Origin of the sequence: Bacillus sp. FSL M7-1345 (genome assembly GCF_038006985.1) — a bacterium.
GTDB classification, from domain to species: Bacteria; Bacillota; Bacilli; order Bacillales; family Bacillaceae_G; genus Bacillus_A; species Bacillus_A cereus_U.
Genome location: NZ_JBBOWG010000001.1, coordinates 408149 through 424163, shown reverse-complemented (window position 1 = coordinate 424163; position 16015 = coordinate 408149). Strand labels below are relative to the sequence as shown.

Below are 16015 nucleotides of genomic sequence, written 5' to 3'. Positions count from 1 at the left end.
TGGCATCTATCAGAAAGAGTATTAATATGCTTTTCCCCAATAGACCATGTGCTTTGCTTCTTTACTACAGCAAATACATTCGTCAGCTAAATGTTCTTGTTCAAAAGGCATACAGCGTGAAGATACTCCAACTTCTTCTTTTAGTTTCTCTTCACAAACTAGTTCTCCACACCACATCGCCTTAATAAACCCTTGCTTTTCATCAGCTGCTTTTTTCATCTCTTCGAAATTCGTCACACTATACGTATTCTCATCGCGAAATACTTTTGCTTTATTAAATAAAGAATGATGAATTTCCTCAAGTAATGATGGAATACGTTCTTCTAATTGATCCATTGCTATAAATTCTTTTTCTTTCGTATCTCGCCTTACAAGTACAACTTGATTCTTTTCAATATCCTTTGGACCAACTTCTAATCGAATTGGAATTCCCTTCATTTCATACTCATTAAATTTCCAGCCCGGTGTTTTATTGCTAGCATCTATTTTTACACGCGCAACCTTCTGAATACGTCCTTGTAACTCTGTTGCTTTTTCTAACACACCTTCTTTATGCTGAGCAATAGGTACAATAACAACTTGTACTGGAGCGACTTTTGGCGGCATTACAAGTCCGTTATTATCGCTATGGACCATAATAAGTCCACCTATCATTCTCGTTGATACACCCCACGAAGTTTGGTGTACATATTGCCACTTACCGTTACGATCTAAAAACTTAATATCAAATGCTTCAGAGAAATTCGTTCCAAAGTTATGAGATGTTCCTGTTTGAAGTGCTTTTCCATCATGCATTAAACTTTCAATCGTATAAGTTGCCTTCGCTCCTGCAAACTTTTCTTTTTCTGTTTTTTGCCCTTTAATAACCGGAATTGCTAAATACTCTTCACAAAAGGCAGCATATAAATTTAAAATATTTAATGTTTCAATTTGAGATTCTTCTGCCGTTTCATGAATCGTGTGACCTTCTTGCCATAAAAATTCAGTTGTACGAAGAAATGGTCTCGTTGTCTTCTCCCAACGAACTACTGAACACCACTGGTTATATAACTTTGGTAAATCATTATATGATTGAACAATTTTTGAAAAATGCTCACAAAATAGAGTTTCAGATGTAGGGCGTACACAAAGCCTTTCCGCCAATTTCTCATCCCCGCCATGAGTAACCCATGCTACTTCAGGAGCAAATCCTTCAACATGATCTTTCTCTTTTTGTAATAAACTCTCTGGAATAAACATTGGCATGTACACATTTTCATGACCAGATTCTTTTAATTTTTCATCCATCACTTTCTGCATATTTTCCCATAATGCATAACCGTATGGACGTAAAATCATACAACCTTTCACACTTGAATAATCAACAAGCTCCGCTTTTTTTACAATATCGGTATACCACTGAGCAAAGTCTTCTTCCATCTTCGTAATGGCTTGTACTTGTTCTTTTACCATAGTCATTCTTCCTCCTTTAGAAAATAGAAAAAGCCCGCGTCCCCAAATAGGGACCGAGCTTTGTCGGCGTTACCACCCTGATTCATACACAAAAAATTGAGTATGCTCTCTTTTTGATAACGGGAATTTCCCGCTGCATATGCAGAACTCAAAGGTAGGTTCCATATCACCTTTTAAGAATCTTCCAGCCAAAAGGATTCTCTCTCTGCAAAAAGGTAAGACATGTACTAGTCCTTTTTCATCGTTATAACGAAATAAATTTGTTGAATATCATAATATAAATTTTATTTCAAAACAAGAGTGAATTTTCTTATTTTTATACATTCTTTTCAAGAATTACTGTTTTATACATAACTTTTCCGAACTATTTTTACAAGTTGATGAGCCACCATGCCAATTAGTGTACCAATTAAAACGAAGAAACAAATAAATCCGTATCCCATTCCTTCCCATCCACCAATAGCGATCATTGTTACAGGAAAGAAAGCTAAACAAAGAAGTACTAAACTAAGTGCAAATATAATATCAAACTGTTTGTCTGGAAAACGTTTCTTTAGTAAATATGACATAAAAAATACAAGGAGAATCGTAACTCCACCAATGATGTAAAAGATACCAAATCCATCTAACCAATCCATAGTATTCCCTCCTTCCATCCATTCCCTTATACTTATTATATGTTTAATTTTTCTGAAAATAAACAATAGAATTTTATTCAGAAATATATTCTTATTACCAGGTATTAATAGTAATATATAAGAATAGGTTTTATATAATCAGGAGGGAAACTTTATGGATAAAGCATTAACAAATCACGTCATTATTTTATCTTTCGACTGCTTATCAGCTTTAGATTTTCCTATATTACAAAAACTACCTAATTTCCAAAATTTAATAAAAAAGGGCGCGATTGCGAAAAAAGTGGAGCCAATTTATCCTTCTGTAACATATCCAAGCCACTCAACAATCGTAACCGGTAATTATCCTAATAAGCATGGCGTTGTCAGCAATACATTACTTCAACCAGGACGTGAGTCACCAGATTGGCATTGGTATCGAAAGTCCATTAAAGGAACAACTTTATATGATGAAGCACGCAAAGCAAATTTAACGACAGCAGCCCTTCTATGGCCTGTTACTGGAAGAGCAAATATCGATTACAATTTACCAGAAATTTTTCCAAATAGACCGTGGCAAAATCAAATTTTAGTTTCATTATTTAGCGGTAGCCCGCTATATCAATTAGATTTAAATCGTCGCTTCGGCCATATACGAAATGGATTGTCACAGCCCGAGCTTGATGATTTCGTCCTTGCTTCTGCCGTACATACAATTCAGACGAAAAAGCCTAATGTTATGTTTGTACATTTTACTGATTTAGATACTCAAAGACATTATCATGGCTTCGAGTCCGAGGAAACAGTAGCTGCAATCCATAGACACGACGAACGCCTTGGAAAAATTATTCATGCATTAAAAGAAAGCGGGATATACGAAGAGAGTACAATTATTGCACTTGGCGATCATAGCGCTTTAAGTGAAAACAAAGCCATCCACCTAAATGTCCTATTCTGTCAAAAAGGGCTTATATCCGTAAATAAAAGTGGAAAAATACACGATTGGAAAGCTTATTGCCAAAGCTGTGATGGATCTGCCTACGTACATGTAAAAGATAAAAATGATACTGAAACGATTAAAGAGATTCAAATTCTTCTTGAAGAGCTTCTTCAGAATAAACAAAATGGAATTGAATTTATTCTGCACGATGAAGATGCAAAAGAACGCGGTGCTGATGGTAATTGCTTATTTATGCTAGAAGCCATGGAAGGATATTACTTCATTGAGAATCATATAGGTGATTTCATAAAAGAAATTACTAAAAAAGATGTTACTTCTAGTAAAAAATATACATTTGGAACACACGGATATTCCCCAACAAAACCTAACTATGAAACAATTTTTATGGCTGCTGGGAAAGGCATTCAAAGTGGTGTTACAGTCCCGTATATGAGACTTATTGATGAAGGCCCGACTATTGCTAGATTACTCGGTTTGCACTTAGGTGAAACAGACGGAGCAATTGTAGAGGATTTACTTCAATTGTAAAGAACTGTGTATATATGTAAAATTTATGTAAAAATCATCACTGTTTCTCTTTTTACAATTTTTATTTTTGTACACTGTTAGTAGAACAAATTTAAGGGGGAACATTATATGAAAAAAATGTCCAGACAAGAAAAAAGCTGGATATTATATGATTGGGCTAACTCGGTATATTCGCTCGTCATTACAACTGCATTATTTCCAATTTACTTTAAAGCAGCTGCAAAAGAAGCTGGACTATCTGGTGCAACTTCAACAGCCTATTGGGGATATGCAAACTCGTTCGCTACACTTTTAATTTCTATACTCGCTCCTATTCTCGGCACAGTTGCTGATTATAAGGGATTTAAAAAACGATTTTTCACATTCTTCTTTGGACTCGGTATCGTATTTACAAGTATGCTAGCAGTTGTTCCAACATCTCAGTGGTACTTATTACTAGGATGCTATATGCTCGCATTAGTCGGCTTTGCTGGAGCAAATATTTTTTATGATGCATTTTTAATAGATGTTACATCTAAAGATAGAATGGACCGAATTTCTACAAGAGGCTTTGCATTAGGTTATATTGGGAGCACAATTCCTTTTATCGGTTGTATTGCTCTTATCATTCTTGCTCAAAAAGGAACTATCCCCCTATCGGTCGGAATTGCTAGTCAAATTTCCTTTGCAATAACAGCTCTTTGGTGGGGACTATTTACGATACCAATGCTAAAAAATGTAGAGCAAACACACTATATTGAACGTCATCCAAGACCAATTGCAATGAGCTTCAAGCGCCTTGCTGATACTTTTAAAAATATTAAAGAATATAAAACTGTATTTATGTTCCTAATAGCTTACTTTTTCTACATTGACGGGGTAGATACAATTATTACTATGTCTACTGCTTACGGAACAGATCTCGGTATTAGTGCAACCAATCTATTAATCATCTTATTTGTAACACAAATTGTCGCTTGTCCATTCGCTTTATTATATGGAAAACTATCAGAAACATTTACCGGTAAAAAAATGCTATATGTCGGTATTATTATTTATATCATTATTTGCATATATGCTTATTTCTTAAAAACGACACTAGATTTCTGGATTTTAGCAATGCTGGTTGCTACTTCTCAGGGCGGGATTCAAGCACTTAGCCGTTCTTATTTCGCAAAACTAGTGCCGAAAGAATCTGCAAATGAATTCTTCGGATTTTATAATATCTTTGGTAAATTCGCGGCAATTATGGGTCCAGTATTAGTAGGTGTCACAACACAATTAACAGGAAAAACGAACGCTGGTGTCCTTAGTATTATCGTCCTATTTATTATCGGTGGATTCTTATTAACTAGAGTACCTGAAAATGATACGTCCGTTACACCACCTAATCCGAAAACTAAAACAATATAAGAAAAAGATCCTCTTCAAACGCGAAGAGGATCTTTCCCTTTATTTTTAACGATAACGTCGTACAATTAAAGACTCTACAGCTTGTACAAAAATAGTTTATCGACAGTTGTTCCTAATACTTCCGCTAACCGGAATGCTAGCGCTAAGCTTGGATCATACTTATTATTCTCAATTGCATTTATCGTCTGTCTTGATACGTTACACTTATCAGCTAATGCACCTTGTGAAATATTATTTTCAGTGCGTAATTCATAGATTTGATTTTTCACACCGTTTCTCCTAACCTGTAAAATTATTTTTACAACATCAGTATATAGTTGGTACATTTCATTGTCAAAAAATTCCCCTAGAAAAAGGGAGCAGTTCTGCCCCCTTACAATAGCTATTTCGAAACCAATGAATTCGTCATTTCCTCCCGATTAACAACATCTACTTTCTTTATTTGCATACGTAAAACCGGACCTATTGTTAATAAAACAAGTGACATCGCTATACAAAATACAATAACTACTGAAGTCATTTCCTTCAATCCTCTAGCTAGTGAAGTTCCTATTAACATGGCGCCCATAACAGTGATAAAATTGTTCCATTTACTCTGCCAATCATATTTTCTGGTACAAGTTGAATCATAAGCGTACCGACAACGATATTTAATCAAACGTTTGTTTAACTGTTTTTAAGCACATGTAAGCCAACTAATCAAACGTTTGTTTAAAAAGAAATACGCCCATATAAGGCGTATTCTCATCAATCCCCGCCACCACCGCAGCTACCTCCACTATCTCCGCCAAAAGATCCTCCGCAATCATGCGAGCCACCATCATGTGAACTATCACTATCAGATCCAGCAAAGAAAAATAATGGTGATGAGCTGTTAGACGTACTATGTGTATTACTCTTTTTAGTAAGATTTACTCTTCGTTTATTTGATCTAACTGATGCTGCAATCATCCAAATTAAAACACAAAATAGTAATGCCGCTATAACAAACCCCATATAAAAACCTCCCTTATTTTTCTAACAACTGAAGTACTCTCTCAATATTTTCAAGTGAAATAAAGCGCGATTCACGAAGAATTTCTTTCCCATTATAAAATAATAAAACTGTCGGCCCTGTAAGTACTGAATACCGCCCTGCAATCTCTTGCATGTCTTGTAGTAATATCTCTACTTTCTCTACGTGATCATAATTCTCTAATACGTAATTTACTTTCCTTAACATGACATCACAAACACCACAATTTTCCGTTTTAATAAACAGGAGTACTAATTGTTGTTCTTCAATATATGTCGCTAATTCTTCTATCGTTTCAAATTTACTCATCTTATCCCTCTTCACGTAATTTACGAAATACTTATCTTGATACATACGAAATGCTGAACTATCTTTAACCTTTCTCTTTTCCATTACCTGCTGAAAGCGCAGCGTTTTTACCGTTAACTCTTCTTGTAATTTTTTTCTCTCTGCCTCATCATAACAGCAAGCGATTAAATCCTCTATTTTCAATATATCTTTTTGTATTTCCATTTCTAGTGGCATCCTTCCTGCATTTTTCAAGATTTTATAACTCATTCTTAATTCTGGAGGTACCATTGAAAAATCTTCTAATTGTAGTGGTTTTTCTTTTCCCGGAATACTATCAAGATCACCATTCCGTATTGCTTGACGAATTTTTTCCTCAGCAATGTTCAAAAACACATCCACACTGTCCACTACTTTACATATTTTTACTATTATTTTACATGAAATTTCATCATCCTGCTACGTCATTCAAGATTGACTCCATACAATTTCCCCAAGTTTATCCTGCTATTTGTGGGCAGTAAAACTCCCAACTCAAAATTCAGCTGGAGCAAAGAAGTTAGGTGGGAGTCGGGCTGCCCGTAAACGCCCGATTGGTGAAGGCTAATAATCATTATGAAATTACTAATGCATAAAAAAATGGTGATATCCCTTCTCGTAAATCCATTACAATCGATGACGAAATCACAAGAACCCCCGCCAAACTTCTAATTTTTCGAAAAATCGAAAACGAATATTATAATAACCTATTATAATTATATTTAGTTTCTAATATGAAGTTTATGTGAAGTTCATCTGAATTTCACATGAATTCCCTTTAAGTTCTATTGTCTTCCCATACTAATCACATTATCCTTTACATATAGGAATCATTTCCATTCTATTTCAAACTATCTATATATATAAATAAAGATAGATAGTAGCCTATTAGGGAAAGGCATCTAGTATTATTATAAATATAACCAAAGAAAAGGCATTAGCTCATAAGAGCTAATGCCTTTTCTTGATTCATGCTGTTAAACGTTCCATTCTTCGATATTCCATATTTTCGTTATCCATGCTTCATAGAAAGATGGCTCATGTGAAACAATTAAAACCGTACCTTTATATTGTTTTAACGATTCCTGTAAAGCCGTCTTAGTCTCTGTATCCAAATGGTTAGTTGGTTCATCTAAAATTAAAACATTGCTTTTAGTTACGATAAGTTCGCATAATCGTACTTTTGTTTGTTCTCCTCCACTTAATAACTGAATAGGTTTTAATACATGTTCTTCTTTCAATCCGCACTTTGCTAATACTTGTCGGATTTCTTTTCTTGTCATGTCTGGTCTTCCTGCCCATACTCTCTCTAGTGCAGTTATTTCTGAGGAAAATTCCTCTTGTGCAAAATAAGCGGGTTTTACTCTTTCCCCAACAGAAACTGAACCGCTTAACGGTTTTATTTGTCCTAGTAATGTTTTTAACATTGTTGTTTTTCCAATCCCATTATGACCAATAATTGCAATCTTTTCCCCTTTTTTCACTTGAAAATCCAATTCTGGAAATAACGGTTCACCATAACCAATTTTTAGTTTCTCTACCTGTAATATACGACTCACTGGCTCAGTATAAACATTAAAATCAAAACGAGCACGAGATACATCATTAACCTTTTCAACCTTTTGCATTTTCTCTAATACTTTTTCACGACTTTTCGCTTGTTTCGCTTTACGAATTTTATTTTTTTGAATAAAACTCTCTAAATGTGCAATTTCCTTTTGCTGTTTCGTATATGCTGCTTGTAATTGTTTCTTTTGCAGTTCATAATTACGCAGAAAACTCTTATAATCGCCTACATAGCGCTTAATTGCACGCTCATCTAGATGATAAATAACATTCGTAATATTGTTCAAAAATATTTCATCATGCGAAATGATAATATAAGCTTTTTCATACATTCGTAAATATGATTGCAACCATTCTATATGTGCTGTATCTAAATAGTTAGTTGGCTCATCTAATAATAAAACATCCGCTTTTTCTAAAAGGAGTTTCCCAAGTAACAACTTTGTCCGCTGACCACCACTTAACTTTGAAACATCCTTTTCCAATCCTATTTCAAACAAGCCTAAGCCGGTTGCTACTTCCTCAATTTTTGTATGAATTTGATAAAAATTAGAATTCTCCAATATAGTTTGTAACTCTCCATACCTTACTAACAATTTTCCTACTTCTCCTGCTCCAGCCATCTCTTCTGTAAGTTTTAACATGTCACGTTCCAACTCATACAGGTTAGAAAACGCACTTTGCATGTATTCTTCAATTGTTATGCCTTCTTGTAAATCTATATGCTGTTGTAAAAAGCCAATCTTCACATGTGGAAACCATTCAATGTTTCCCTCATCATGTATAAGTTCTCCTGTTAATAAGCGTAATAATGTGGATTTTCCAATTCCATTTTCCCCTACTAGCCCAACATGTTCGCCCTTTAATAATCGAAAGCACGCATTATATAAAATGGTTTTCTCACCATATGAATGACTTACATTTTCTACTGTTAATATACTCATTTTTTTCTCTCCTTTTCTTATGATCCATAAGCTAAATAGAGAGAACAACAGTATAAAGCCTTATTTAGTTATACATATAAAAATGGGTAAGGTGAATACACCTTACCCATTACATATTATCGTAAGAAAGGATTAAGGTTCTTTACCTGCTGTCTTCAATTTAGCTTAATCTTTAAAAATGGGCAGACTTCTCCCGTATCAAGCTAAAACCATTTGAAGAACAGTTGATAAAGTCATTTTATCCTTTCACTCCTTTAACATTTGTTATATTAAGAGTATAAACCACTCTGTTATATTCTATTCTCTACTTTTTCTTTTGTTCCTTCTTCCAATTTATCTGATGTTAATGAATCCACTATTTCCCCTATAGATTTCATCTTTTTCCTCCTATATAAAAAAGCCTCTTAACAGCAATTATACCAAAAACTGTTAAAAGACTTTCTCTATTTTTTCATATAAGGAGCCAATACTCTTAAAATTTCTTCCTTATCCTTCTTTAACTCAAGAGATGTTAACATATCCATCGTTCGCGGCCTAAGTAATTTCACTTGTACCTCTCCAACAATTGATGCCGGTCTTTGAGATAAAATAAATACGCGATCAGAAAGCAAAATTGCTTCATCTAAGTCATGTGTAACCATAACAATTGTCTGCTTTTCTTGATGCCAAGAATTTAAGAGCCAACTATGTACTTCCATTTTTGTAAATGCATCTAATTTTCCAAAAGGCTCATCAAGTAGCATAATTGGCTTTTCACATAAATATGTGCGAAGGAAACTAATTCTTTGACGCATTCCACCTGATAACTCATCTGGATAATGGTCTGCATATTCATCTAGCTCAAACTGTTTTAATGCTTCCATTCCTTCTGTCAGCCTTTGTTTTTTAGGCTTTCCTTCGATTTCCAATGGAAGAACAATATTTTGTAAAGCCGATCGCCACGGTAGTAATAAATCTTGTTGCGGCATATAACTAACAACATCTTGTTTTTTTACATACTCCTCGTTATAAAACACTTCTCCACTCGTTGGCTCTTCAACACTCGCAATCATATTTAACAATGTGCTTTTCCCACAACCACTCGGACCTACAAAAGAGACAAACTCTCCCTCTTGTATAGAAGCACTAATATTTTCTAATACATTCTTTCCATCGAAAGCTTTTACAATATCTTTTATTTGTAATCCACTCATTTTTCACTTGGAAGGAATTCATTTGTAAAAGCATCTTTTACATCAATTTTCTTTTTAATAACTTTGTTGTCATATAAGAAATTCATGTAATTTGTCCAAATCTCTTCCTTCTGTACTCCCCACGCTTTTGCATCATCTTGATACTTTGTACTTAACCACTTTTGGCTCTCTTGTACTAATTCTTTATTCACATCTGGAACAGCTTTAATTAAAATATCCGCCGCTTCTTTCGGTTCTTTAATTGCAAAATCATAACCTTCTGTCGTTGCAGTCATGAACTTTTTCACAAAATCTTTATCTTGCTTCGTATGTTTTTCACTTGTAATAATAACAGGACTATAGAAATCGAGCGCTGGATCTAAGTCTTTCACCATAATTGCATTTAACTCTTTTCCTTGACGCTTCGCTTCAATTCCATCCCATCCGTAATAAATCCATTCAAAGTCTGCATCGCGGCCAATTGATTTGAAGAAGTCTGTTTGTCCAAGAATAATTTTTTCGACTTTATTAAAATCAGCTTGATGTTTATCCATAATTGTCTTTAACGTCGCCTCTTCCGCTGGTCCTCCCCAGCCGCCGTAACGTTTACCTTCAAAATCTTTTGGTGACGTCATATTATCTTTTTTAAGTGATGCAAAAGCTGAAGTATTATGCTGAATAATCGCTCCTACAGATACAACAGGAATACCTTCAACACGAGCTAACGTTACATTTTCTTGTGCACTTATTGCAAAATCAGCTTTTCCTGAAGCTATCATTTGTTCCGCTGTAACATTATCACCTGGTTGAATAATTTCTACATCTAATCCTTGTTTTTTATAATAATCTTTCGTCTTCGCTACGTATAAACCAGTATGGTTTGTATTCGGGAACCAATCTAAAACGACTTTCACTTTCTTTTCTTTGCTTGTATTCTCTTCTTTCTTCGCCGTATTACATCCGGCAACACCAACTGCTAGTAATGCAGCTAACATAATTTTTAAACCTTTTTTCATTTTCTGCCGCCCTTTCTGTATATCCATGGTGCTGTTATTCTTGCCATAAATTCAACAATAAAGTACAGGAATAATGTCACCATGACGATAATCGCTGCAACACCAAATACTCGAGCTGTTAAAAAGGATTTTGTCGCTCTTGTGAGCATAACCCCTAATCCTTCACTCGCTCCAAGCCATTCCCCAATAATCGCTCCCATCACACTATATGTAACAGCAATTTTTAAACCTGAGAAAAAGTACGGGAGCACTGCTGGAAATTTTACTTTCTGATAAATTTGCCACTTTGTCGCCTTCATCGTTTGTAACAACTTCAGCATATTTTTATCTACCGTTTGGAAACCTTCTAAAATGCTAAGCGCAATTGGGAAGAAACAAACAAGAATAACAACCATTACTTTTGGCAACATTCCGTATCCAAACCAAATAATAAATAATGGTGCGAGCACAACGATTGGAATTGTTTGCGAAATAACGAGCAACGGATTCATTAAAATCCGAAATAAAGGGATGACATCCATAATGATAGCAATACTCGTCCCAAGTAAAATTGCAAAAAACAACCCAATTATTACTTCCTGTAACGTTTGCACTGTATTCGGTAATAGTAAATCTTTCATTCCAATTAACTCTTGCACAATTGCAGACGGCTTCGGTAAAATCCACGGCTCAATTTTAAATAATGAAACAGATCCTTCCCATATAGCAATGAGAAGGATAAGCCAAATTGTTGTGATTATTTTAGATCGCTTCTGGTTTTGCATATTCATCACGGTACTTCCAAACTTTTTCGTCAATCGTTACGCCCGTACTTGGACGATAGTGAATTTTAATAGAAGTAATCACTTCTTCTGCTCCAGCATCGACGCAAGCTTGTTGCGCACGTTTTATGACGTCAAGAAGTACATCTAATTCTCCTTCCAACGTTGTTTCCATTGCCCCTACTTCATAACGAACTCCCGACTGTTGTACAACTTCAATTGCTTTATCAACAACGGAATACACATCTTTGTTCTTCGCTTGTGGTACTACTGAAAATGAAATTGTAACTTGTTGTGACATAATAAAATCCCCCTTACAAAATATGGTTTCAAAAAAAGAAAAGGCTTTCCTACCATGTAGGAAAGCCTTGTATACAAGTTATTCTATAATAACTTATGCTACATCACTTTAAAGTAACTCCCTACGCTGGCATTATCCAGATCAGGTTGAGGGTCGATGTATACTTACATCCTCTCAGCCAATTGGCTCCCCGGTTCTTAATTCGTTTTCATTGTAGCATGATTTATTTTATTGAACAAACAAAAGCGTACATATCATTTCATTTAACTTTTAAATTCCCCAATTAATTCTTGTAACTCCTGTGAAAGCCAGCTTAAAGAAGTAGCTAATTCGGCAATATCTTGTACAGACATTTCCTGTTCTTTCATACGCTCTTCAATATTACTACTATTCGCATACGTATTTGCGATATGTGATAGTTCATTTACAATACGAACCATATTTTGGCTATTTCGCAGTATATCACTTGAATTGCTAGAAACAACTCTAACTTGATTTGTAACAGATTGCGCTGATTTTGAAATTTTTTCAAAGAAAGCACCACTACTTTGAACAAGTTTAATTCCAGATTCTACTTCTTTTGAACCTTTTTGCATTGAAACAACAGCTTCTTCCGTTTCAGCTTGTGTTTCCCCTATTAATTTTGCTATATCTTTTGCTGATGCTTCCGTCTGCTCTGCTAATTTACGCACTTCATCAGCAACAGCGGCAAATCCCCTTCCGGTTACCCCAGCACGTGAATCTTCAATAGAAACATTTAAAGCTAGCGAATTAGTTTGATTTGAAATACCTGTAACTACAGTTACAATATCACTAATTTCTTTTGATCTTGTTTCCAGAGAATAAATGATAGAAAATAAATCTTGTACTGCATTTTGTATTATGCTCATTTGATTAATCGCCTGTTCAATAACACCATTTCCTTCTACTAAATGATGCTCCATACCTTCAGACGCTGTCGCCATTTGTTTTGCAGCATTCATTATCTCTTCCATCTTATCTTCCATTTCATATACAATACCTAAATACTGTTGTACTGAAGTTTCTTGAGACTGAGCGCCAGCTCTTAACCCAACCATAGAACTTACGATTTCTTGAACTGCCATACTATTCTCTTTCGTACTCGCTGACAATTCTTGTGAAGATGAGGAAACCTGTTCTGCTGTCTGCTTCACTTTATCTATAATTCCTTTAAACTTCTCAATTGTATTATTAAAATACGTATTAATAATACCAATATCATCTGGTCTTTCCTCTAATTTAATACTTAGATCTCCCTCACCCACTTTACGCAATCCTTCACGTAAATCTTGCAATGGAGCAAGTGCATTACGCACAATCAAGAATTGAATAACAGTTGCAATTAAAACAGAAATACAAATAAACATTAAACCTTGTATAATAAATTTTTTCTTTGTACTAGGAACAATAGAAGCATCTACATCAGCGGCAACAATTGCGACAATATTTTCTTCTCCATCTTTAATTGGCTCTAATATTGTTACCCATGACCCTAATTCATCTTCATATACTTCTGTCATGTTTGCTTTTTTTGTGCTCATTACTTTATCATATGCTTTCATCCAACGATCTGGTTGTTTATAATAGTCTCCTGGCTTTACTTGAACAACATTTGCTAATCCTGTAGCCAAATCGACGACTTGTAACTCACCTTTTTCATTTGTTTTCGCTCCAACAACATATGTTTGTCCAACACTGTTCAATTCTTTCGTTACTTCATCTAATTGCTCTGTTAACTTCTCTCTCTTTTCTCTTTGTGCCGTTGGGTCTTTTGCAACATCTCTTACTATTTCTGCATCTAATTTATGTAATACCGTATCTCCTGTTTCAAAAGAATGTCTTTCAAATAAAGACATCATACTATTTTGAAACATGTTAAAACTTAACGCCCCCATAGTACCAACAAGCGTCAAAATAACTAATACCGTTAACAATACATTTTTTTGAAGAAAAGATAGCTTATGCCAATATTTTTTCATTAACATCACCTTTCTTAATTAACTTAATATCAAGTAAAACTATCAAAATATAAACACTTAATAACTGATAACATTTCTCAATTGTTTGCAAATAAAAAAAAGACCAATGAAAAAAGCATTGGTCAAGACCAACCCTATCCGTCCGGTAACTGGCTAGCATAGCCTTTCGACCTTAGCCCCTGTAGTTTTGCGTCCTCATGTTTCCATCAGTTTGCCTTTCTCGCTGAACGAGTTGAACGATATGGGAGTTCTATGAGAATTAAATTATTCTCTTTCAAAGATTACAACATACGGATTAAAATGTCTACTTATTTAGAGATGTAAATATAAAATTCCAATGTGTTATTTTTTCGAAATACTTTCAAAAAATACATGAATGTTACTTTTTTTGTGTTATATAATAAAAAATGTAGAAAAATCAAGGATTCTTTCGGATACCTATTTAATTTTCACTCAAATTAAACTATTCGAATATATCTTAACTTACGAATTTCGGAGGTAGTTTATCATGTTTTGGCTACAATTTCTTACGTTACTACTCTGTATTTTTATTGGTGCACGCCTAGGCGGAGTTGGTCTAGGAGTAATGGGTGGCGTTGGTATGGCAATACTTGTTTTCGTCTTCCACTTACAACCTACAGCTCCTCCTATTGATGTCATGCTTATGATTTTAGCAGTAATTACAGCTGCCGGTGCTTTGCAAGCTGCTGGAGGAATGGATTATCTCGTCCACCTTGCTGAGAAAGCATTACGAAAAAATCCAAAGCGCATTACATTTTTTGCTCCTATTGTTACTTATTTATTCACGCTATGCGCAGGAACTGGTCATGTCGCTTATTCTGTACTTCCCGTTATCGCCGAAGTATCTCGTGAATCAGGAATTAGACCTGAACGACCAATGTCAATTGCCGTTATCGCTTCCCAGCAGGCAATTACAGCTAGTCCAATATCGGCTGCAACAGTTGCACTTTTAGCAATGTTAGCCGACTATAAAATCACCCTGTTAGATATTTTAAAAGTCAGTATCCCTTCTACTTTCATCGCTTGTATGGTAGCTGCATTCGTTGCTAGTAAAATGGGAAAAGAATTAAATGAAGACCCTGAATACTTGAAGCGATTAAAAGAGGGAATGATTCCTAAACTTGAAGAGAAAAAAGAATTTGTAGGTTCAAAAGGCGCGAAATTATCAGTTATTCTTTTCCTAGTCGCAACTTTCCTTGTTGTACTTCTCGGTTCATTTGAAACACTGCGTCCAGGATGGATGGTTGATGGGAAATTAGTTCGTCTGTCAATGCCAAACACAATTGAAATGGTCATGTTAACCATTGCTGCTCTTATTATTATTTTCTGTAAACCAAATGTGGAAAGCATTGTAACTGGTAACGTCTTTAAAGCAGGCGCAACAGCAGTTGTTGCTATTTTTGGTATCGCCTGGATGGGAGATACGTTCTTCAACGGAAACTTAAATATAATTCAAGGATCAATTCAACACTTAGTAACAAGTGCACCATGGCTATTTGCTATCGCACTATTCATTCTATCTATTTTACTGTATAGCCAAGCAGCAACAGTTCGTGCTTTAGTGCCACTTGGACTATCACTTGGTATTCCGCCGGCATTACTTATTGCAATGTTCCCTGCGGTAAATGGATACTTCTTCATTCCAAACTACGGGACAATCGTTGCTGCAATTAATTTTGATCGCACTGGTACAACAGGAATTGGTAAATATGTTTTAAATCATAGCTTTATGATTCCTGGCCTGATCGCAACCTTTACTTCTATCGGAATTGGAATGCTCTTAATTTCAATTATGTTTTAAATAAAAGCACAAACCTAAAATTTTAAAGGGTTTGTGCTTTTTTAATCAAACGTTTGTTTAAATAAAGTGAAGCTTTAATCAGTGGGGATTTTGTTCATCCCTCACTGATTATTAGCCCTCACCAATCGGACCTTTACGGGC

General features: G+C 35.0%; 14 protein-coding genes, 2 pseudogenes, 2 riboswitches and 1 other annotated feature. Of the genes and pseudogenes, 3 read left to right on the top strand and 13 right to left on the bottom strand.

Annotation, left to right across the window (positions count from 1 at the left end):
• Positions 1-21: 21 nt before the first annotated feature.
• Both proS and MHB76_RS02190 read right to left on the bottom strand, forming a co-directional pair.
• Positions 22-1452, bottom strand: coding sequence for a proline--tRNA ligase (proS, locus tag MHB76_RS02195; protein WP_078173514.1), 1431 nt, complete (start codon positions 1450-1452; stop codon positions 22-24).
• Positions 1453-1497: 45 nt separating this feature from the next.
• Positions 1498-1703, bottom strand: a binding site (T-box leader).
• 93 nt (positions 1704-1796) lie between these two features.
• Positions 1797-2090: a YesK-like family protein gene (locus MHB76_RS02190; RefSeq protein WP_002151635.1), complete on the bottom strand. Its 294-nt coding sequence runs from the start codon at positions 2088-2090 to the stop codon at positions 1797-1799.
• A gap of 154 nt (positions 2091-2244) precedes the next feature.
• On the opposite strand from MHB76_RS02190, the gene MHB76_RS02185 reads away from it, so the two are divergent.
• Both MHB76_RS02185 and MHB76_RS02180 read left to right on the top strand, forming a co-directional pair.
• A complete protein-coding gene (locus MHB76_RS02185) occupies positions 2245-3558 on the top strand; it encodes an alkaline phosphatase family protein (protein WP_078173515.1) in 1314 nt (437 codons plus the stop codon).
• Positions 3559-3666: 108 nt separating this feature from the next.
• On the top strand, positions 3667-4950 hold the full coding sequence (locus tag MHB76_RS02180) for an MFS transporter (RefSeq protein ID WP_016103438.1): 1284 nt from the start codon (positions 3667-3669) through the stop codon (positions 4948-4950).
• A gap of 74 nt (positions 4951-5024) precedes the next feature.
• On the opposite strand, the gene MHB76_RS02175 is transcribed toward MHB76_RS02180, so the two are convergent.
• The 11 genes and pseudogenes from MHB76_RS02175 to MHB76_RS02125 all read right to left on the bottom strand — a co-directional run bounded on the left by MHB76_RS02175 (position 5025) and on the right by MHB76_RS02125 (position 14052).
• On the bottom strand, positions 5025-5276 hold the full coding sequence (locus MHB76_RS02175; RefSeq protein ID WP_078173516.1) for a helix-turn-helix transcriptional regulator: 252 nt from the start codon (positions 5274-5276) through the stop codon (positions 5025-5027).
• A gap of 56 nt (positions 5277-5332) precedes the next feature.
• Positions 5333-5604: pseudogene (locus tag MHB76_RS02170) on the bottom strand (MFS transporter); the annotation flags it as partial.
• A gap of 93 nt (positions 5605-5697) precedes the next feature.
• A complete protein-coding gene (locus tag MHB76_RS02165; RefSeq protein ID WP_002113671.1) occupies positions 5698-5946 on the bottom strand; it encodes a hypothetical protein in 249 nt (82 codons plus the stop codon).
• A gap of 13 nt (positions 5947-5959) precedes the next feature.
• Positions 5960-6274 carry a thioredoxin family protein gene (locus tag MHB76_RS02160; RefSeq protein ID WP_002113668.1) on the bottom strand — a complete coding sequence of 105 codons (315 nt, stop codon included), beginning with the start codon at positions 6272-6274 and terminating at the stop codon, positions 5960-5962.
• Position 6275: 1 nt separating this feature from the next.
• Positions 6276-6655: pseudogene (locus tag MHB76_RS02155) on the bottom strand (DnaJ family domain-containing protein).
• A 614-nt stretch (positions 6656-7269) separates the two neighbouring features.
• On the bottom strand, positions 7270-8802 hold the full coding sequence (locus tag MHB76_RS02150) for an ABC-F family ATP-binding cassette domain-containing protein (RefSeq protein WP_340985563.1): 1533 nt from the start codon (positions 8800-8802) through the stop codon (positions 7270-7272).
• A 443-nt stretch (positions 8803-9245) separates the two neighbouring features.
• Positions 9246-9995, bottom strand: coding sequence for an ABC transporter ATP-binding protein (locus MHB76_RS02145; RefSeq protein WP_002159430.1), 750 nt, complete (start codon positions 9993-9995; stop codon positions 9246-9248).
• Entirely contained in the window at positions 9992-10990 is a 999-nt protein-coding gene (locus tag MHB76_RS02140) for an ABC transporter substrate-binding protein (RefSeq protein ID WP_002159432.1), read from the bottom strand. The genes MHB76_RS02145 and MHB76_RS02140 overlap by 4 nt, the downstream gene beginning before the upstream one ends.
• Positions 10987-11760, bottom strand: coding sequence for an ABC transporter permease (locus MHB76_RS02135; protein ID WP_002113653.1), 774 nt, complete (start codon positions 11758-11760; stop codon positions 10987-10989). The genes MHB76_RS02140 and MHB76_RS02135 overlap by 4 nt, the downstream gene beginning before the upstream one ends.
• Entirely contained in the window at positions 11732-12052 is a 321-nt protein-coding gene (locus MHB76_RS02130) for an MTH1187 family thiamine-binding protein (protein WP_000082898.1), read from the bottom strand. Before MHB76_RS02130 ends, MHB76_RS02135 begins: the two co-directional genes overlap by 29 nt.
• A 101-nt stretch (positions 12053-12153) precedes the next feature.
• Positions 12154-12255, bottom strand: a riboswitch (TPP riboswitch).
• Between the two features lie 60 nt (positions 12256-12315).
• Positions 12316-14052, bottom strand: a complete 1737-nt coding sequence (locus MHB76_RS02125) for a methyl-accepting chemotaxis protein (protein WP_002159433.1) — start codon at positions 14050-14052, stop codon at positions 12316-12318.
• 141 nt (positions 14053-14193) lie between these two features.
• A riboswitch (cyclic di-GMP riboswitch) is annotated at positions 14194-14278 on the bottom strand.
• A gap of 282 nt (positions 14279-14560) precedes the next feature.
• On the opposite strand from MHB76_RS02125, the gene MHB76_RS02120 reads away from it, so the two are divergent.
• Positions 14561-15874 (top strand): anaerobic C4-dicarboxylate transporter family protein, encoded by a 1314-nt coding sequence (locus MHB76_RS02120; RefSeq protein ID WP_002113643.1) that lies wholly within the window; start codon positions 14561-14563, stop codon positions 15872-15874.
• Positions 15875-16015 lie beyond the last annotated feature (141 nt).